Genomic DNA, 20695 nt, shown 5'->3' with positions numbered 1-20695 from the left:
CCTATTTTTACAAAATACGCTGGAAATGAAGAAATAGCAGTCTCTAAAGGCTCTTATCCAACTGCATTTCTTCCGAAACCATACTTGGAAAAATCGGACTTTTATTATGAAATTGACTCGAAATTACAACATTATTCTTTTTGACTTCCTCGTCAGGCGGGGAACAAAAATTAATAGATCAAAACGTCCCGGTCTTTTTAGGGCATTATTTACATCCCAAGGCATATGGCACGATCATATCCGATCGCATATTTTTTGTCGCAAATTGTTGTAGCGGAATAAAAAAACGGAGCACCGCATCATTGCGGACTCCGTTTTCTTTTTATCCTTATTTATGAATCCAAACTAATCCAGCAGAATTATCTTTTGCCTCACCGACAACTCGGAACTTCAATCCATAATTCGGCACAATACGGCCGGCGTCCGGAATTACTGTATTCATATAGCTGTTGGAGTCTGAAAACTCCTCTACACCATGCATGGATTTGTAATTATACTCGCCTCTAGTTGGGTTATTGATGTACCACGAAGGCGTTTTGTCCAAGGAGAAGGCCGCGTCCGCAACTTGATAACGAGTCGTTTGAGCGACGGAATCCTGTCCATCTTTTTGGAATATTAAAGCGTCAGAATGAGCATCGACTACGCCAAGGAATCCTTGTCCTGGATGGATACCGACCCAGTTATCTAGATAACTGTCATCAGCATACCAAACGACGAGCCCAGTATTATATTTGACACCACGGCTGTAGGCAAGAGCTTTATCGGCTCCAGCATAGTTTCTCCATTCCAGATAGTAATAGTGCTTCTTAAGTTCCATACCATTCGATACAACAAAGCCATCCAAGTTAAATTTAGCAGCGCCTTCGGCATCGTCTGAGAATACGACTTGACCATTTGCGGTTAATTTCGCATTATCCATTGCAAAACCATTCAAAGCGAGCCCACCATCCGTGACGTAGTCAAAGTGGAGGGTAACCTTTTTGCCGGCGAAATGGCTTAAATCGTAGGACTTGTCAACCCAAGCTCCGTTCGTAGTTTCCGCACGTGCGTCGCCGTTCGTATCATTGTCACCAATGACATCGAGGGTAACTTGTTCATTATAGGTTGATGCTGTAACTGTTAAGTAGTCATACTCAAACTCGACATCATATAAAGTTTTAAAATCAAATGTAGCCGTCTGTGCTTGGGTTAAATCAAACTCAGGAGTTGAGAGTGTGGTATGAAGATTATCGCCTTTTGTACTGTAATAATAACGTGCACCGAATGCGGGTTGAATACCTGGAACTGCTTTATCCGGCAAATTGACTTTAACAATAGCCGGGTTTTTCGACTTCGTTACACTTTGATCAATAATGGCAGATGTACCCAATTTCGTAATGTCTGCGGCATCAATTTCACTCACATTTGCCCAATTTCCGCCCATTGTTTTCTGGAAAAACTCTTTATTTTGAGGTGAAAAAGAGCTAGGTGTTGTGCCGGCAATTTTACCGTTCCAACTACCGCCGCTCATGATGGACCAAGAAGCAACGGGTTCACCTTGTCCGGTATACTGGGTATCGTATTCATCTGGCAGACCTAAGTCATGACCGAATTCGTGAGCAAAAACACCTACTGCACCATCTTCAGGTTGAATGGTATAGTCATAAGCAGCCATACGGCCACCCCAATAGTCGACCCCCGCAGTCGTGCCAGCAACAGGATACACACCATTTAAAGTCCAGCGGTGAGACCAAATGGCATTATCGCCTAATTGTCCGCCGCCAGCTTCTTGGCCCGTTCCTGCATGAATAATCATCAGGTGGTCAATGATCCCGTCGGGTTCGTTTTGGTTACCATCCCCATCAATATCGTATTGGTCAAATTTGTCATAATCAGCCAGATTAATGCCGGATGCTGCTGCCGCATTTAGAGCATCTTTCACTAGATCGCGAGGCCCCTTAGGGTTTAAGTTATCATGACCGCCAGCCGGGTTATCATCTCCGTATTGGGCAGCTTGACCAGGAACGGTTAACCAATCGGATACGTAGCCATTTACGGTATAACTGCCTCCGGATTGCTCTTCATAATATTGTTTGAAGGTCTGGATCTTAGAACCATCGAATAAGGTGAAATCTGAATTTCCAAACATTAGCTTCTGATAATGATCTCGATTGAAATCGTTTGCGTACATGTAACCAGGCTCTTGCTTTACGTTGTTATGTTTAAAGTCTGAAAATTCCGTCAAAAGAACGAGTACTTTGTCTTCACGAACAGAACCGTTGTATGTATCTTGTTTTGCCGAGGGTACGGGTAAGCCATTTGGATTGCCTTTTTTCAAGTTCTCTTGGCCTTTGTTCAGTTGGGTAAACAGCTTGGTTTTCTGCTTCGCTATGAAATCCTTTGACTTTTTGTCTATTTCATCATGATTTGTGTCTTCTTTTGATTTAACACTTTTATTGTTTTTAGCTGCTACGTAAGACTTGACGGCTTTGGCTATTTGTTCAGGCGTGGCACTTTTGCTTAACAGCCCTCTGTCCATTAACCCTTTTGCCAAACGCTCATCGTCTAAAATATTAAAATCTACCGGCGGTGCTTCAAGTGCCTCTGAGTAGTCGGATTCTGCTGCGAATGCAGATGATGTTGTGAAAAGTCCTGCTGTTAAACTTGTTGCTAGTAATAGTCTAGTGATTTTCAAGGTGCTTTTTTTCAAAATGAAACCTCCTACAATAGAGTATGAAACCTATGAAACCAACCTATTGATTTAACCATTGGTATATTAAAATTAAATAATAGTTTGACTATTCTAGTAAGTGCTTTTAGTCCTGCGCAGTTTGACCCATATATTTCCTATTTCGACCATTTCCTTGATTTTTCGCAGCATTTTGATAGGACATTAGTGCGCGTTCGACATCGCAATTTTGTTCTATTTTATATTTAACTAGACTCTAGTATATAGTCAGACGAGCTAGAGAGTCAGAAACATGAAATCTCCCCATCTAATGGATGTGGGAGATTTTTTTGATTTGTAGAGTTTGGGGGAAGCGAAGCTTATCCCTTTTTTGGCTTAGTTTGCTTTGGATTCTGTTGATTGAGATTTTGATGATTGAGATTTTGATTTCGATATTGATTGTGGTTGTGATTGTGGTTTTGGTTGAGTTTGTGGTTTTGGTTGAGTTTGTGGTTGTGATTGTGATTGTATTCCGGTTTTGGTTATTTGTTCGATGAAGAAAGAAGATAAGGAGCATATCTGCCTGTCCTTGCCTGGCATATATGAGGGAAGTTGTACAGCGTACAACAATTTAGCTGTTTTTTTCTCATTAAGCTGTAGTTGTTGTATTTTGTGCAACAGTTTAGCCGTATTTTCATTCTACGGAGCTAATTTAAGAAAAATTGTTGTATTTATTGCAACAATCGCGGAGTTAACGCGAGTTTACATGCCAATTATTGTACAAATTACAACAATGCTATCCTTGGGTCAATCATGGCTTTAGCGAGAGAATCGTAGTTGGGAAAAGTTAATTTTAACTTAGCTTGCTTCGACCAACGAGGTATAACCTCACTTATTAAAGGATTGTAGAAATCGATTACAATTGAAAACCTGCATAGCATCAATTCAAGCAACAAAAGTCCAATAAATAGCAATCATAGGAGTTAGTGGGTAAATAAATGTGGCTTCTAGTGGGATTCAACAAATGAATCACAAAAATGCACTTGAAAGCGCTTATAAATTTGTTGACAATGTAGCTTTTGTTGGTATTATAAGTGTATAGGCTTCAAAAAGCCACATTGCAAACGCTTTATACTGTGGGATTGTTGATATACAATGTGGCATTGGTTGTCTAACCATTTAATTAGGGGGAATGAAACCGTATGAAGAGAGCAAATAAATCCATGTTGGTTCTACTCAGCACAGCGCTCAGCACCGGATTAGTGTTGACTGCATGCAGCACGGATAAAACAGCTAGTTCAAGTCCAAGTGCAAGTGCTGGAACTGGTGCAAGTCCAGCTGCTAGTGCCGCAGTAGAGAAGCCGAAGGGGAAAGTTACACTGGATTTTTGGACTCATTGGGGTTCTACAACACGTCGTCCTATTATTGAGAAAATTATTAGTGATTTTAATGCTTCTCAGGACCGCATTACCGTGAAACATACGTTCTTACCTTATGGAGATGGTTGGACGAAAGAACTTGCAGCCATTGCTGCAGGTAATCCGCCCGATGTCATCATTCACGATATTAGCCAGGTTGCTCAACGTGCCAGCAAGAAGCAAGTAACGAATCTTACGCCTTACTTAGCGAAGGATAACATCAAAGATCGTTTCTTCCCGCACTTATATAGTGCGATGCAATATAAAAACGAAGTTTATGCTTTACCATTTGTAACAGACACTCGCGTATTGTTCTATAACAAAGCCATTTTTAAAGAAGCAGGACTCGATCCAGAGAAACCGCCAAAAACATGGGCTGAGTTGGAAGAGTACTCCAAGAAAATCGATAAAATCAACAACGGTAAAATTGAGCGCTTAGGCTATCATCCTCGCTTAGCAGGAGGGCAAGACGTGTTCTTGAACAACGCGGATGGCGGAAGACCTTGGCTGGACGACAAAGGTATTTATATCAATTCACCTAACCGGATTGCTGCACTCGAATGGTATAACAGCTGGGACGCTCGTCTAGGCAAAAAGGAAGTTGACGCTTTCAAAGCTAGTTTTGGCAGTAAAACGAACGATCCGTTAATTGCTGGGAAATTAGCTATGAAAATTGATGCAGGCACATTCTGGACTCAAATCCGTGACTTTGCCGCTAAGAAAGAAGACTTTGGTATTGCTGCAGTACCTGAATACAAAGCAGGAAGCGGAAACTGGAGCGTCGGTGGAGGCTTTACCATTGAAATTCCGTTTGGCGCTAAGCATCCAGATGAAAGCTGGGAGTTCTTGAAATACATGACGGATGTGGATGCACAGAAATATTGGGCGCAATTCAACTTCGATAACGTATCCAATATTAAAGCATCCAATGATCCGGATTTGATCAAGGATCCAATTTACAAGTTTACTGTTGATAACTTGAAAGATACTGTGCTTGCGCCAGTACCAGTAACAGCACCTGATTTTGCTAACTTGATGAATCCACAAATTGATGAGGCGATTCTAGGGAAGCAAAGCCCGAAAGAAGCCTTGGATAAAGCTCAGAAAGCGGTTGAAGACTTGGTTAAGCAAAATACAAAGTAAGCTTTAGAACATAAGGGTGGAGTCGTAGTGTATTACTGCTCCACCCTTTTCTCATAAGCAGAAGATTTTAATTGTCAGATATAGAAAGAAATGTTAAGGAGGGACACATGTGAATCCCCAAGTGAATAAGGTTATCCATCCGAATAAGAGAAGAAAGTGGTCTTTGGACAAGAAAGAAGCGCTAGAAGGCTATGGTTTCGTTGCCCCGTGGTTTATTGGTTTTCTGATTTTTACAGCAGGTCCTCTGTTGTTCTCTTTATACGCTAGCTTTACGAACTATGACATCACTTCACGTATGGACTTTATTGGTTTCGACAACTATAAACGCATGTTTACAGAAGATCCTTTGTTCTGGAAATCACTCCGAAATACTCTTTACTATGTTGCTCTTGCCGTTCCGTTAACCACTATGGGCTCTGTGATTCTTGCCGTTTTACTGAATGTGAAAATTCCCGGCATGCGATGGTTTCGGACGATTTACTACCTGCCAACTGTCTTGTCCGGTGTAGCTGTTTATATGCTTTGGATGATGCTGCTTAACCCAGAATCAGGTCTCATTAATACGGTGCTTGGTTGGATTGGAATTGAAGGACCGGCTTGGTTGACGGATCCTGCTTGGACGAAAAATGCGATTGTCATGATGAAAATGTGGGCAGTCGGCGGAGGGATGCTGCTGTTTCTAGCGGCGTTGCAAGGAGTATCCGATCATTTGTATGAAGCAGCTGAAATTGATGGCGCATCCAGCATTCGCAAGCTTTGGCATATCACGGTGCCGATGATTACGCCTGTTATCTTCTTTGATGTCGTCACAAGCTTAATTGGCGGCTTCCAAATTTTCCAGGAAGGTTATGTCATGGCAGATGACCCTGGTGCTCCGGGATCTCCTGCGAACTCCCTCTTGTTTTTCAATCTTCATATGTTCCTGAAAGCTTTCAAAATATTCGATATGGGATATGCCATGGCCATGGCCTGGTTCCTTTTCATCATCGCAATTATCGTTACTATCATTAATATGGTGATGTCGAAATATTGGGTTCACTACGAAGGAGGAGATTCGCGATGACTGTCGCTGCAGCTGTAAATAAGAAATCATACTATCAAAGCCGCAAGACCAAGCAAAGGATCTCCAAATGGGTCGTAACCTTGATTCTCATTGTCGGCAGTTTGTCTTTTCTCATGCCGTTCTGGTGGATGATTCAAACATCCTTGAAATCGTTGACAGAAGTGGTAACCTATCCGCCGACCTGGTTTCCTAAGAAATTCGAATGGTCCAACTATAAAACGGCGTGGGAAGCAGGGAATTTTGCGAGATATTCGGCCAATTCACTGTTAATCGCTACAACCGCGGTGCTTGCGCATGTAATCTCAAATTCATTCATCGCTTATGGATTTGCGAAAATTCGCTTTCCCGGGAAAGGGCTTTTGTTCTCCATCATTCTTGGGACGATGATTATTCCGGGATTCGTAACCCTCATTCCACAGTACATTTTATTTTCAAAATTGCATTGGGTGGGGACTTACTTGCCCTTAGTCATTCCAGGTTTTTTCGGAAGCGCCTTTCATATCTTCCTTATACGCCAATTTTATTTAGGAATTCCCAATGATTTAGTTGAAGCTGCGAAAATTGACGGTGCAAGCCACTTGTATATTTGGCGCTCGATTATGCTTCCGTTGGCTAAGCCGGCACTCGCTACGGTGGCAATCGGTACTTTTACAGGAGCCTGGAACGATTTCCTTGGACCGCTGCTTTATGTAAATGATGAATCAAAGTATACGCTGCAGCTTGGTTTACAGGCTTTCAAGGTCAGCTCGGGCGTTAGCCAATGGCACTTGCTGATGGCGGGTTCAGTGATGGTAATGATTCCGGTCATCGCAATATTCTTCATTTTCCAAAGATACTTTATCGAGGGAATGAACATCAGCGCCGGTACGAAAGGGTAAGGAGGATAAAAACTTGGATCGCAAATATCGTGTGTTTATTTATCATCATACCCATTGGGATCGGGAGTGGTGGGCGACGATGCAGGACTTCCGCATCCGCCTGGTAGAGCTTATCGATGAACTGCTGGATACGATGGATAACGATCCGGAGTTCCGCTGCTTTTTGCTCGATGGTCAAACGATTGTTTTGAAGGATTATCTGGAGATTCGGCCGGAAAATCAAGAACGTCTTCTGCGTTATATCCATGAAAACCGGATTCAATGCGGTCCATGGTACATCTTGCCAGATGAGTTTCTCGTCAGCAGTGAGGCGCATGTGCGTAATTTGATGCTAGGTGCACGGATGGCTGAGAAGCTTGGCTATACGAACTTGGATGTCGGTTATATCCCGGATACATTTGGTCATATCTCTCAGATGCCGCAGATTCTCCAAGGCTTCGGGATTGATAATGCGATGGTCTGGCGAGGGCTCGGCGGAGCATCACCCGAATTTAAACAAGAGTTTCTGTGGGAAGCTCCAGATGGCACGCAAGTGTTCACGTACTGGTTCCCGGATGGCTATTATATGGTGGATTTTCTCCACTTTGACAATCCGCTCAAAACTTATGACGAAACTTACGGCAGAGTCCGTAAATCCTTGGAACGCTGGGCTCCACGGGCAACGACGGATTGCTTGTTAATGCCCTATGGCGGTGACCACAGGCTTATTGATGCGCGATTGCCGCGATTAATGAAGCAGGTGGGCGAAGATTTACAAGAAATCGCGGAGCTGCATTGGGGAACGACGAAAGATTTCATCGAAGCCGTTCGCAGTCAGAATCCTTCATTAGAAGTTATACATGGCGAGCTTCGTCATTTTGGCGTAGATTTACCCCATGTATTGCCCGGTGTATTGTCAGCACGTCTATATTTGAAACGACATAATTTCATCGGACAGCTGGCATTGGAGCGCTACGCGGAGCCTTTCTCAGCGCTTGCCTGGCTAAGCGGCCGCAAGTACGAATCAACCCTGCTGTGGACCGCGTGGGAACTTCTTGTCCAGAATCACCCGCACGACAGTATTTGTGGATGCAGCATTGACGAAGTACATCGGGAGATGCTGCCAAGGTTCGCGCAATCAAAGCAAATAGCTGACATTTTGACTGAGAAAAGCATCCAACACATCAACAATCAAATTGATACAAGCGATTTGGAAGATGGTGGTTTGGCGATTGTTATCCATAACTCACTCAGCTGGACGCGTGACGACACGGCAACCGTATGGGTGGATCGAAAGCTTACGGTTCATCCAAGAACCTATAGGCTGGAGGATTCGGAAGGGAATGAGGTTCCTTTTCAGGTGAAGGAAGTCAGCGGTATGAAGCCTATGACGGATAAACATTTTTATACGGAAATAAGTTTTCCAGCTGTAGATCTTCCCGGTTTTGGCTATAAGACCTACTCATTGCATAAAAGGGAAGCAGCATGCGATCCCAAACAGGTATTTTTCAACGCCCTGCTGCCATCTGCCAAGTTGAAAGGCAGCGAAGCTGTAACTGATTTGCAGATCGGACTCCATATCTTGGAAAATGCGTTACTGCGAGTTGAAGTGAATCAACAAAACGGCACGCTGCGCATTACCGACAAACAAAGCGGCCTTATTTATGAAGGTTTAGGCGCCTTTGAAAGCGGAGGGGATGCTGGAGATACCTATAATTATGCAGCCCCATTAGTTGATCGAGTGCTCCGCACGACGGAAACTCCTGTCAGAGTACACGTTTCCGCAGCTGAAGTAGGTTATGCGAGAGGAACGCTTCAAGTGGACATCGATTGGTCCTTGCCGAAGAAACTTAGCGGAGACCGATTAAGCAGAGAAGCTGCCTACACAGAATATCGGATTACGAATTATGTGACGCTTGCCGCAGGATCCGCAAGAGTGGATGTGCGCACGGCGTGGAACAATCAAGCAGAAGACCATCGACTACGGGTGTTGTTTCCGCTTGGTGAGAAGCTCAAGGTTTCACATGCCGAAGGGCATTTCGATGTTGTGGCAAGAGAAGCTGCTGCCCAAGATCACGGCAATGGTTGGCCGGAAACCTATGTACAGCAAAAGCCTCAGCAAGGCTTTGTCAGTGTGAGTAGCAGAGATAAAGGAATGACTGTAGCCAATAAAGGGCTGACCGAGTATGACATGCTTGATGATGAGCAGGGAACGCTGGCTATCACTTTATTAAGGGCTGTAGGCTGGCTGTCCCGTGAGGATACGCTAGTTAGGATTGGCGGAGCAGGTCCTGAAACACCGGTACCTGATGCGCAGAGCCTCGGGTTCAACGAAGCAGAGTATGCGATCTTTGTTCATAAAGGAGATTGGCTGGAATCCCATATATCTCCAAGGGTACATGAATATTTAACTGCTAGCTGCGGATCGATAACTGGGAAACATGACGGTGTTTTGGCAAAGAAAGATGGTTGGCTGGAGATAGAGGGAAATCATGCCCTTATGCTCAGTGCCTGCAAAAAAGCGGAGAAGTCCGATGCCCTTATATTGCGATTCTGGAATACAGCTAAAAAAGCTACCTCAGCAAAAGTAAAAATGAAGATAAAGCCTGATCAGGTACGCTACGTGAAATTGAATGAACAGCCCATAGATACGAAAGATCTTACTATGAATGCCGAAGGGGCATTCACAGTTCATGCAAAAGGTGCCGAAATCATTACGCTTGAAATCAGCTTTCCATCTGTAACAACCAAATAGATAAAAAGGAGAGATCACCATGAATACTGAATTAAGACCCAAAAACGTTATTACACTCAAACAAGCCTTAGAGGTAGCCGAAAAATACGGGTTCGCAATTGGCTCGTTTTCCCCTCGATATACACCGATGATTACGCCCGTTTTGAGGGCTGCCGAGAAGATGAAATCTCCGGCCATTGTTCAGATATCTCATAAAGAACTAATCCGATATGGGATTACACCGAAGGAATTCGCCGATGAATTTTATGAAAAAGTGGTAACGGAAGGAATAACCGTGCCCCTAGTCCTGCATCTTGATCATACTAAGGAATTGGAAACCATCGCTCTTGCGATTGACGCCGGCTTCACCTCTGTCATGATTGACGCCTCTGAGCAAAATTTAGAGGACAATATTAGCACCTCCAAAGAGGTCGCAGATTATGCCCATGCGAAGGGTGTTTCCGTTGAAGCGGAGCTCGGCATGATCGGAACGACGGATTTCGTGGAAACGGATAAAGATGAGGAGCTGTATACCGATCCTCTGGAAGCAAAACGATTCGTGAATGAAACGAATATTGATGCATTGGCGGTTTCCTGCGGGACAGCCCACGGCGTGTATATGGTTAGACAGCCTAAGATCGACGTCGCTCGATTGCAAGAAATCCGTTCTCTAACACCCGTACATCTTGTTCTGCATGGCGGTTCCGGTGTGCCTGCCGAAATGATGGAAGGAGCCATACGCCTTCCAAGCGGCGGTGTGAGTAAAGTGAATATCGCAACGGACTTGGAGCTAGCTTTCTTGGGGGCATTGGAACGGGAAGAGAGACTGACCAATGAAGAATGCAAAGCATTGGAACCCTCTCTTTTGGAAAAGGGGAGAGCTGCAGTTGAAAACACGGTCATCGATAAAATGATTCATTTCTTAGGTAGCAAAGCGCAGGCTGATCATTTTGTTTAAAGTGATAAAGGCATAAATGACTGAGGATGGGAGCTTATACCTTCCTATGTGAAGCTCAAGAGTGCCTAAAAGATGATGGATACCTCCCTCCGGCATGCTCAAGTGAGCCTAGAAGACGAAGGATTCCAATTTAAGCCACCTCCATTGCCAGATTTATATGGTTTGGGTTCTGTTTAAAGTGACAGTTTTGCCCCATTGGGATTGTCGAACTAGAAGGGTGGGAGCGCCTCATCTAGGGGAAGTCTATGGGCTCGGACGAGAACAAAGGGAACGACGATGCGTTATTTTGTAAAATAACTGTTTTTTCGAGCGTTGAGGGAACATGGATGCGTTATTTCGTCATTTTGGGCTGAATGACGGCTTTCAAAGCGGAAATAAGTGATTGACGTTCCGTTTCGCTAGTCGAATAGCGACTTTCTAGGTAAATAACGCATCGACGATCCCTTTCATGAGGGTTTTGGGAGGCATGATCCCTTTTCTCGAGGGTTTGGGAGGCATGTGCCCTTTCATGAGGGTTTGGGCATCATAATCCCTTTTCATGAGGGTTTTGGGCATCATGATCCCTTTTCTCGATGATTTTGACGGAATGTTTCCTGTCTCAAGGGTTTTGGATGGTATGTTCCTTTCTTGAGGTTACTGGATGGTAAATCCCTTTTCTCGAGTGTTCTGCATCGTATGTTCCCTATCATGAGGGGGTACCGCTAAAGAAGTTGAACAACACGATACCTATGGCCTAGCCCCGGTTATCTTCTAATAAAGGAGGATCCTCAAATGTCTAAAGCTGTTAAACTCGCTGAAGATTTCTATGTTGTATCTGGCGATAAGCTAACTCATCCGTGGGATGCGAGTGCTTATTTGATTACTGGCAAAGAGCCTGTGTTAATTGACTGTGGAGGTGCAGATGGCTATCCGGCGTTAAAGCGCAACTTAGGGGAGCTTGGCGTGCAGCCGCAAGATATTACGAAGGTGATTGCGACTCAGGTCACTGGGATCATGTATCCGGATTTGCACAGTTGGCGCTGGAAAGCAGAACTGAGCTTTGGATTCACGAGGCTGATCGAGAGCAAGTGGAGATAGGCGATTACCATCGAACAGGTGCTTTTCTCTATGGTAAGTCTTTTCCTGCTTTGCAGGTTCATCGGACGCTAATTGACGGGGAGATGCTGCAAATAGGCAGGTTCACATTAGAAGTTATACATACACCAGGTCATTCTCCTGGGAGTGTATCGCTGCTGCTTATGGATGGCATTCACAAGATTCTCATCGCCGGTGATACCCTGTGGGGAGGCTACCACGTCAAAGTAGGATCTGATATTGAAGCATGGGGCAACTCGCTGGATAAGCTGTTGACTTATGATTTTGACTTGATGACATTCGGTCATTTGCCTCCGACGTTGGTCTATGACGCCAAAACGAAAGTGTCCGAGGCACGGAAGCAGCTAGGTGTTTATTTTAACCCATGGTTCAAGCCCATGTATGAGACTTTCCAATATTGATTTCACTCCAATAACCAATAAAGGTAGGGGAATTTATGAAACAGAAGAAACTTTACATGATCGGGAATGCCCATCTGGATCCAGTTTGGCTTTGGCAGTGGCAGGAAGGCTTTCAAGAAACGAAGGCAACCTTCCGGTCAGCTCTCGATCGCATGAAGGAATATGATGATTTTATTTTCACCTCGAGCTCCGCTGCAAACTATGAATGGGTTGAGAATAACGACAAAAAAATGTTTGAAGAGATTAAGGAACGTGTACGTGAAGGCCGCTGGCAAATCGTGGGCGGATGGTGGGTGCAACCAGATTGCAACATTCCCGGAGGGGAATCGTTTGTTCGTCAAGGCTTATATGGCCAGCGTTATTTCAAGGAGAAATTAGGCGTAACCGCGAAGGTGGGTTATAACGTCGACAGTTTTGGACATCACGGCATGCTGCCGCAAATTTTGCTCAAAAGCGGAATGCCTTATTATATTTTTATGCGTCCCATGCCGAATGAGAAAGGCTTGCCAGGACGTCTATTTCACTGGGAATCGGATGATGGCAGCCGAGTGCTGACTTACCGGATTCCATTTGAGTATTGCACATGGGGCAAGGACCTCGAGAAGCATGTTCGCCGTTGTATGGAGGAGCTGAAGGATCCTATTGGCAATTTGATGGTCTTCTACGGGGTTGGCAACCATGGGGGAGGTCCAACGAAAGAGAACATCGACAGCATCAAACGGATGAATGGGCTGCCTGAATTTCCGACGATGGAGATGGCTGCACCGAATGAATTTTTCGCCGATATGGAAGCTATGCAGCTGCCAATTCCCGTCGTCCACGACGATCTTCAGCACCATGCCAGCGGTTGTTACGCTGTTCATTCGGGCATTAAGCATTGGAACCGTCAAGCTGAGAATAAACTTCTAGCGGCTGAAAAATGGTCCTCATGGGCTGAATTAAGAACAGGGCAAGCTTATCCAACGGATTTTCATCGAGCATGGAAAAATGTGTTGTTTAACCAATTCCATGATATCCTTGCCGGGACTAGTCTTGAATCGGCTTATGAAGATGCTCGCAACATGCATGGAGAAGCGATGACGATTGCCGAGCGTGGTTTGAACTATGCGATACAATCAATTTCCTGGCATATCGGCATTGAACAGGAAGATGGCATGAAGCCAATCGTTGTATTTAATCCTCATTCTTGGGAAAGCACCGTTAATATCGAGTTAGAAATTGGCGGCATCAAAGATACGACGATATTGGTAGATGAGAACGGCAAACAGGTGCAGTTCCAATTGGTGCAATCTCAGGCAACGGCTGGCGGCAGATACCGTCTTAGCTTTATTGCCCAGCTGCCGTCCATGGGGTATCGGGTGTATAAGGTACTAACAGCTTCGCAGGAAACCAAATTGGCATCACAATCTATTAAAGCGAACGATTATGCGTTGGAAAATGATAGATTCCGACTGGAATTTGATCCAAAGACAGGCTTTATCTCCAGCTTATTTGATAAAAAAGTAAATGTTGAAGTATTCCGCGGGCCCGCGGCGAGACCCGTCGTTATCGAAGACAAGTCAGATACGTGGAGTCATAATGTTTTTCATTTTAACAATAAGATTGGTGAATTCATTGCGACAGGCGTTCAGCGCGTTGAGCATGGCCCGGTTAAATCAGTCATCCGAGTCACAAGTGAATATGGCAGCTCCAAGATCGTGCAGGATTTCACCTTGTATAAACAATTGGGCTATATCGATGTCAAAGTGACAGTGGACTGGCGTGAACAGTTTAAAATGTTGAAATTGGTATTCCCAATTAATTTGGTATTTACCAAACAGACATATGAAATCCCATACGGCTTCAAAGAACGGGAGCATAATGGCGAAGAAGAGCCAGGCCAAAGCTGGGTAGATTATGGCGGTATTTTGCGTGATATTGGTGAGCACGGAGGGACTTCCTATGGTGTTTCCCTAATGAATGATGCGAAATACAGCTATAGCATTATGAATAAAGAGCTGGCGATGACGGTGATTCGCAGTCCGATTTATGCCCATCATGATCCTGTAGTTCCCGAGCCTCAAGGACACTATTCCTTCATCGATCAAGGCATTCAGACGTTTAATTACAGACTGCTGCCGCATCAAGGAAGCTGGGAGCAGGCTGGAACGGTCAAGCATGCACTGGAGCTAAATCAGCGTCCGATCACGATCATCGAAACCTATCATGAGGGAGAGCTTCCTCAAAAGGATTCTTATTTGAACGTAAATAAGGATAATATCATTCTCAGTGTAGTGAAAAAAGCCGAAGAAGGCAGCGATCTGATTATTCGTGCTTATGAAACAACGCGAGAAACGACCGAAGCGACCATTCATTTACCTCACTTGGATCGAGAAATAACAGCCAAATTCGGTCCTTGTGAAATTAAAACCTTCCGTGTTCCTTCCGATCCAAGCCTTTCGGTTACTGAGACGGATCTAATCGAGTGGTAGGGTGGGGATCTGCGATGGCAATAAAGCAAATTAGTTTGAACGGAAGCGATTGGCTCTTCAAAGACTTCTTGGGTGAGGACTGGATATGGCGAAATGCAGAAAAACCCGATTCCAAAGATAGTCGTTGGTGGAGGAAAGGGACGGTTCCTGGAACTGTCCTCTATGATCTATGGCAAAATGGTGAGGTTTCGGACCCCTATTTTGAGCGTAATAGTTTACTGGCAGAATGGGTGCCTGAACGAACGTGGATTTATAAAAAATGGTTCGACATCGATGCTTTCATCTTTGGTCAACGCGTTCAGCTTCATTTTAAGGGTGTTGATTTTGAGGCGCAGTTTTTTCTGAATGGTGCTAAAATAGGTCATCACAAAGGCATGTTTACGGCAGCCGTATTTGATGTCACGGACACCTTTCATTATGGAGGGGCGAACCTATTGTCTGTTGTGATTGAAAAAGCACCGGACGAACAACCGCAGGTTAGCAAAACAAGCTATGTTCGCGAACATAAAAGCCGGATGACGTATTGGTGGGATTTCTGTCCGCGCATGATTCATCAAGGGATATGGGACGATGTGTATTTGGAAGTCACGGGTCCGATTCGTATCGAGGATATTTATGTGAGGTCAACACTTTCCAATGATTTTCAATTAGCAAAACTTACGATAGATTCGACGCTTTCCTCTAATAAACAAGCGGAAGTACGTCTGGAGACTTGCATTTTTTCAGGAGAAGAGCAAGTTAGTTCTGTCGTATCCGATCACTTCATAAGTGAGGGAGAAACCAAGATTAGCTCCACTGCACAGGTTAACCATCCACGTCTATGGCAGCCGAACGGTTCGGGTGAAGCCCATTTGTATCGGGTCCGAATTAACGTGCTTGAAAGGAAAAATGATACTGAGGGACGTGCCGACAGTCTGCTTAGCACCGACAAAGAAATAACGTTCGGCATTCGAACAGTGGCATGGCATCGGAATGAAACACCTGATCCTACGGCAAGGCCTTATGTACTAGTGGTGAATGGGCATAAAACGTACATTAAAGGCTGGAACTGGGTGCCTATGGATGTTATGTATGGTAGAGAGCAGGCGGCTAAGCTAGAAAGACTATTAACGTTAGCCAAGCAGGCAGGAGTTAATATGCTGCGAGTATGGGGTGGAGGGCTAATTGAGAAGGATGCCTTCTATGAGCTTTGCAATCGTTTCGGCATTATGGTTTGGCAGGAATTCATCCAATCCAGCTCTGGGATTGCGAACAAACCGAGTGAGGATGAGGCTTTTATCACGATGATGGTACAGGAAGCCGAACAAATCATTCTGAGAAAGAGAAATCATCCTTCTCTTGTGCTGTGGTGTGGAGGCAATGAACTGCAGGATAGCGATGATCGGCCGCTTGACGATACGGAGCCTGTATTGGGAGCCCTTAGACAAGTGGTTGAAACACTACATCCTGACGCACTTTGGCTGCCGACATCGCCTACCGGCCGATGCTTCTCGAATACGCTGGACAACATCGATCAGGATCCAACTGGGCAGCATGACGTGCATGGCCCTTGGGAGTTTCAGGGATTGTCGCAACAGTATGAGCTCTATAACAAAGGAACCTCACTGCTCCATAGTGAGTTCGGCGTAGAGGGAATGACGCATTTAAAGACGCTGAACCATACGATTTCTGAGTCTAATCAGTGGCCAGCAACCCGGGATAATCCTATTTATTTTCACCGAGGCTCCTGGTGGATTAATGAGCCTATGATTCAGTCATCCTTCGGAAATGAGCTTCGTAATCCGGAGGACCTCATACGCGCAAGTCAGTTTCTGCAAGCAGAGGGACTTAGGTATGCGGTAGAATCTAATCTTCGACGGATGTGGCAAAATAGCGGAACACTCCCATGGCAGTTCAATGAGCCATTCCCGAATGCTTATTGCACTTCCGCGCTTGATTACTTTACGAACCCTAAGCCGGTTTACTATGCGATGGCTAGAGCCTATCAAACTATACAAGTTTCAGCCAGCTTTGCGATGATTGCATGGGAAGGTCAAGAAACTTTCAAGGCGGATGTATGGGTTGTTCAGTCAGATAGGATAGAACTTGGAGAGTTAACCTCGCAGTGGTGTTTAGTTGGAGCAAGCGGACACATATATTCGGAATTCCAGTGGCAAGGAAAAGTGGCGCCAAGTGCTGCCACAAGACTTGGGGAGTTTGAACTGTCCCTCCAGCAGCTGCAAGAGGATGTGTTCTACTTCCGCATCAATCTTGTAAACGCCGCGAAGGAAGTCATCAGCAGTAATTGCTATCCATTTAGTGTCACAGCTAATTTGGTGCCGATGTTAGTACTATCACAAACCAGCATACAGGTGGAGAAAAAGATTTCCGAGGAAGGGGCATTCTGGCAGCTTCAACTTACGAACGTAGGCACACAAGCAGCCTTTCTAGTCCATCTAGAGGATGCTCGTCCGGTAACTGCAGAAGGATATGTTTATTATACGGATAATGACTTCTCTTTACTCCCTGGTGAAAGCAAGTCGATTAACGTCCAGTGGAGCTCCATTCCTGAAGCAGACAGGAAACTGGACATATCTGCTTGGAACAGCCCGGTTCAGAACATTTTATAACGGGTAGGACTTAATAACCTCTTTTACTGGAGGGTTTTTACGGGGAACTCTCTTGACAACCCTACTAAGAAGAGCGATATTAGAATTTGCATATCTTCATTGAGAAATCCCCAATCAGAAATCCCTTTCTGATTCGGAAACTAATAGTGTAAAGGTATTCGAGGATTAGAGGGGGATCAAATTATGATTGCTATTCATCGCAGAACCAAAATAAAAGAAATTCTCTTCCAAGAACGCAGTGTTAAAGTAGCTGATTTGGTGAAGGAATTCAATGTTTCCGAAGAAACCATACGCCGCGATCTGAACCAATTGGAGCAGGAAGGCATCATTCAAAAAAATTACGGCGGCGCCATTTTGATGGAAGAATTGCAAAATAATTCACAAAACATTCCTCCAGTCGAGCAGCGGAGATTCCAATTTTACGAGGAGAAAGATGCGATCGGGAAAATGGCCGCTTCGTTGGTGGAAGGCAATCAAATCGTCATATTAGACGCTGGCTCAACAACCTGGTGTGTGGCGCGTCACCTAAGAAATGTGCCAAAGCTGATGGTAGTTACGAACGGAACAGATGTCGCGGAGGAAAGCAGTCATAATGAAGATGCTTCAGTCTTTGTCATTGGCGGGAAACTAATTAAGAAATCAATGAGTCTTGTTGGTCCCCAAGCGGAATTAGAGCTGCAGAAATATAATGCCGATTTCTCCTTTTTAGGCGCCTCTGGGATAACCATTCGTAAAGGTTTTACAAGTTCTGATCTCTATGAAGCGGAAGTAAAACGGGCCATGATATCGGCAGGACAAAAGATTGTCATTGTTGCGGATCACAGTAAATTCGAGCGGCAAGGTTTGGTCTCCTTTTCCAGCTTTCAAGATGTTGATATTCTGGTTACTAGCGACCTAGTAGAACCCAGTATTCTTGATGAAATCCGCCAGTGCGGAGTGCAGGTGATTGTTTGTCCCGTGAAGGAATTGATCCTAAATGAAGATGAATGAGAGTTAAAGTAACAGTAAAAAATAGTGGGTAGTCCAATAGAAGCCTTAAAGGCATCTAGGACCCCCGCTTTTTTTGTTGATTGCTATCTTGGTGAATGGAAAATGTAGATTTAAAACAGATGAATCTAGTCATCGATTAGGTTTGTTCATTTGTTAAATTAAGTGTTGACAATTTCATGTGTAAGCGATAACATGTATTTATAGAAATCGCCATGAATAAAAGTGGGAACGATCCCAAACAAGTGCGGAAAACTGAATAAGATGACCTTTTTTTTGAATAAAAAATGGGAACGTTCTCAAAAAGTGAGATTACTTATCGAAGCAAGCAAAAAATCAATCTTTTATCCTTAAAATGGGAACGTTCCCGAAAATGAAAATTCAATCGATTTGTTCAAGTATAGAGGGGGGCAGCCAATGAATCCAACGATTCATGACGTCGCTAGAGTAGCCAACACATCCAAAAGTACAGTATCACGCTATTTAAATGGTCAAAAGGTAAAGAAAGCAACGGAAGAGGCCTTAGAGAGAGCGATTATAACTCTTAATTATCATCGGAATGAAAATGCTCGAAGATTAGTCATGAGTCGGACGAATACGATCGGTATCGTGGTCGACAACATTTCGAACATATTCTACTCAGGCATTATTAGAGGGATTGAAGCCGTAGCCAATAAGAAAGGCTATAACTGTATATTCTATAGTGGAACTTCAAATGCCAAACAAGAGGCGTCCTTCCTCCATCTGCTTTTCGAAGGACAGGTTGACGGTATTATCCTGCTTAGCTTCCAGAAGCGGGATCTGCTTGAACTGGAGCGGATGATGGATGTTCCGTATCCGCTTGCATTAATTGGCGATCATGGGGAAATGGATGGCTTATACTCCGTTGATATCGACAACGCTTCTGGGGTTGCTGATCTGGTTACCTATCTGCATGAATTAGGACATCGTCGAGTAGCCTATATTTCAGGTCCTAGTCACATGGGACCTATCAAATACCGGTTGAAAGGCTTGCAGCAGAAGATGCAAGAATTGCAAATGGAATTCCGGCCTGAGTGGGTCGTGGCGTCGGATTGGACCAATCAAGGCGGATACGAGGCCATGAAGGAGCTGCTTCAAGAAGAAGGCTATACGGCAGTCATTGCCTCCAGTGATGAGACAGCTATCGGTGCGCTTCGAGCATTACAGGAGCAAGGGATTCAAGTTCCTAACCAAATGTCGATCGTCGGATTTGACGATATCACCTTGTCGAGTTGGGTTTCCCCGCCATTGACAACGGTTCGCCAGCCTCTACAGCAGGTTGGGATGAAGGCAGCGGAAGGCTTGTTTGCCCAAATAGAGGGAGAAGCAGTAGAGAGAACGTCTCATTTATTTAAACCGACACTGGTGATTCGTCAATCTTGTACCAAACTTTAGAAAAGAGTTGAGACCGATGATTTCAAAAATCAATAAGTCGAATTACGGATATCTATTTGTAGCTCCATTTTTCATAGGATTTGGCATCTTTGGTTTAATTCCGATTTTATATACGTTTTATTTAAGCTTTACCAAATGGGATGGATTTACAGATCCCGTTTATGTCGGCTTGGCCAACTATTCTCGTCTTTTGCACGATACGTACTTCTATCAAACGATAGGGAACACCTTGATCATTTGGGTCATGTCGATTGTTCCACAGCTGATCATTGCTCTCGTTCTTGCGATTATTTTGAATGAGAAATTTATTCGCGGCAAGCATTTTTTCAGGGCTGTGTACTACTTTCCCCATATCATTACACCAATTACGCTTGGCGTTATGTTCAGCTTATTGTTCGACTGGCAAACGGGCTCGGTCAATAAAGTGCTGATGGAATTAGGAATCGTTAGTGAGCCAGTGAACTGGTTCAGCAGTCCATGGTGGTCGCGCACGATTGTATCGGGCGTCATTTGCTGGCAATATTTCGGATTTAACCTGATCGTGTTTGTCGCGGGACTTCAATCCATTTCAGAAGAAGTGTACGAAGCGGCCAAGATGGATGGCGCGAATAAATGGAAAAGCACGCTATATATTACGCTCCCCATGCTGCGTCCTGTCTTTCTGTTTACCTTCATTACCTCAGTAATTGGTGGATTGCAATTGTTTGATGCGCCACTAATGCTCGGAGATGGTCCTAATAATACGACCCGAACCATGGTTATGTACCTCTATCAAACCGCATTCAAAAATTTTGATTACAGCTACGGAGCAACAGTCGCATATGGTATTTTCGTTGTTGTCATGGTCTTGACGGCGATTACAGCGAAAGCTTCAAAGCTCAATGAGTAGGAGGTGA

13 protein-coding genes are annotated in these 20695 nt (G+C 44.5%); 12 read left to right on the top strand and 1 reads right to left on the bottom strand.

Annotated features, from left to right (window positions below; translation table 11 throughout):
* Positions 1-328: 328 nt before the first annotated feature.
* Positions 329-2689, bottom strand: coding sequence for an immune inhibitor A domain-containing protein (locus tag ASD40_RS29005; RefSeq protein WP_057306611.1), 2361 nt, complete (start codon positions 2687-2689; stop codon positions 329-331).
* A gap of 1160 nt (positions 2690-3849) precedes the next feature.
* Here ASD40_RS29005 and ASD40_RS28995 point away from each other — a divergent pair.
* From ASD40_RS28995 to ASD40_RS28940, 12 genes are all read left to right on the top strand, one after another.
* Positions 3850-5208 (top strand): ABC transporter substrate-binding protein, encoded by a 1359-nt coding sequence (locus ASD40_RS28995; RefSeq protein WP_057306609.1) that lies wholly within the window; start codon positions 3850-3852, stop codon positions 5206-5208.
* Positions 5209-5317: 109 nt separating this feature from the next.
* On the top strand, positions 5318-6271 hold the full coding sequence (locus ASD40_RS28990) for a carbohydrate ABC transporter permease (RefSeq protein ID WP_156390227.1): 954 nt from the start codon (positions 5318-5320) through the stop codon (positions 6269-6271).
* Positions 6268-7149 carry a carbohydrate ABC transporter permease gene (locus tag ASD40_RS28985; protein WP_057306608.1) on the top strand — a complete coding sequence of 294 codons (882 nt, stop codon included), beginning with the start codon at positions 6268-6270 and terminating at the stop codon, positions 7147-7149. The genes ASD40_RS28990 and ASD40_RS28985 overlap by 4 nt, the downstream gene beginning before the upstream one ends.
* Before the next feature lie 13 nt (positions 7150-7162).
* Positions 7163-9883 carry an alpha-mannosidase gene (locus ASD40_RS28980; protein WP_057306607.1) on the top strand — a complete coding sequence of 907 codons (2721 nt, stop codon included), beginning with the start codon at positions 7163-7165 and terminating at the stop codon, positions 9881-9883.
* Positions 9884-9902: 19 nt separating this feature from the next.
* Complete coding sequence (locus ASD40_RS28975) at positions 9903-10820, top strand: class II fructose-bisphosphate aldolase (RefSeq protein WP_057306606.1); 918 nt, start codon at positions 9903-9905, stop codon at positions 10818-10820.
* A gap of 771 nt (positions 10821-11591) precedes the next feature.
* Complete coding sequence (locus ASD40_RS39155; RefSeq protein WP_057306605.1) at positions 11592-11897, top strand: MBL fold metallo-hydrolase; 306 nt, start codon at positions 11592-11594, stop codon at positions 11895-11897.
* On the top strand, positions 11834-12316 hold the full coding sequence (locus tag ASD40_RS28965; protein ID WP_162251332.1) for an MBL fold metallo-hydrolase: 483 nt from the start codon (positions 11834-11836) through the stop codon (positions 12314-12316). Before ASD40_RS39155 ends, ASD40_RS28965 begins: the two co-directional genes overlap by 64 nt.
* A 35-nt stretch (positions 12317-12351) precedes the next feature.
* Complete coding sequence (locus ASD40_RS28960) at positions 12352-14787, top strand: alpha-mannosidase (RefSeq protein ID WP_057306603.1); 2436 nt, start codon at positions 12352-12354, stop codon at positions 14785-14787.
* 14 nt (positions 14788-14801) lie between these two features.
* Positions 14802-17396: a glycoside hydrolase family 2 protein gene (locus ASD40_RS28955; protein WP_057306602.1), complete on the top strand. Its 2595-nt coding sequence runs from the start codon at positions 14802-14804 to the stop codon at positions 17394-17396.
* Positions 17397-17579: 183 nt separating this feature from the next.
* On the top strand, positions 17580-18386 hold the full coding sequence (locus ASD40_RS28950; protein WP_057306601.1) for a DeoR/GlpR family DNA-binding transcription regulator: 807 nt from the start codon (positions 17580-17582) through the stop codon (positions 18384-18386).
* 414 nt (positions 18387-18800) lie between these two features.
* A complete protein-coding gene (locus tag ASD40_RS28945) occupies positions 18801-19799 on the top strand; it encodes a LacI family DNA-binding transcriptional regulator (protein ID WP_057306600.1) in 999 nt (332 codons plus the stop codon).
* A 16-nt stretch (positions 19800-19815) separates the two neighbouring features.
* A complete protein-coding gene (locus tag ASD40_RS28940; RefSeq protein WP_057306599.1) occupies positions 19816-20688 on the top strand; it encodes a carbohydrate ABC transporter permease in 873 nt (290 codons plus the stop codon).
* The last annotated feature ends 7 nt before the right edge of the window (positions 20689-20695 follow it).

The organism is Paenibacillus sp. Root444D2, assembly GCF_001426375.1.
Lineage (GTDB): Bacteria > Bacillota > Bacilli > Paenibacillales > NBRC-103111 > Paenibacillus_E.
The sequence above is the reverse complement of the archived record's forward strand: the minus strand, read 5'-3'. Positions and strand labels throughout refer to the sequence as shown.

Excerpts from the sequence above, each read along its gene's own strand:
- ASD40_RS28995 (WP_057306609.1), top strand. The coding sequence starts at position 3,850 with ATGAAGAGAGCAAATAAATCCATGTTGGTTCTACTCAGCACAGCGCTC.
- ASD40_RS28985 (WP_057306608.1), top strand. The coding sequence starts at position 6,268 with ATGACTGTCGCTGCAGCTGTAAATAAGAAATCATACTATCAAAGCCGC.
- ASD40_RS28975 (WP_057306606.1), top strand. The coding sequence starts at position 9,903 with ATGAATACTGAATTAAGACCCAAAAACGTTATTACACTCAAACAAGCC.
- ASD40_RS39155 (WP_057306605.1), top strand. The coding sequence starts at position 11,592 with ATGTCTAAAGCTGTTAAACTCGCTGAAGATTTCTATGTTGTATCTGGC.
- ASD40_RS28960 (WP_057306603.1), top strand. The coding sequence starts at position 12,352 with ATGAAACAGAAGAAACTTTACATGATCGGGAATGCCCATCTGGATCCA.
- ASD40_RS28955 (WP_057306602.1), top strand. The coding sequence starts at position 14,802 with ATGGCAATAAAGCAAATTAGTTTGAACGGAAGCGATTGGCTCTTCAAA.
- ASD40_RS28950 (WP_057306601.1), top strand. The coding sequence starts at position 17,580 with ATGATTGCTATTCATCGCAGAACCAAAATAAAAGAAATTCTCTTCCAA.
- ASD40_RS28945 (WP_057306600.1), top strand. The coding sequence starts at position 18,801 with ATGAATCCAACGATTCATGACGTCGCTAGAGTAGCCAACACATCCAAA.
- ASD40_RS28940 (WP_057306599.1), top strand. The coding sequence starts at position 19,816 with ATGATTTCAAAAATCAATAAGTCGAATTACGGATATCTATTTGTAGCT.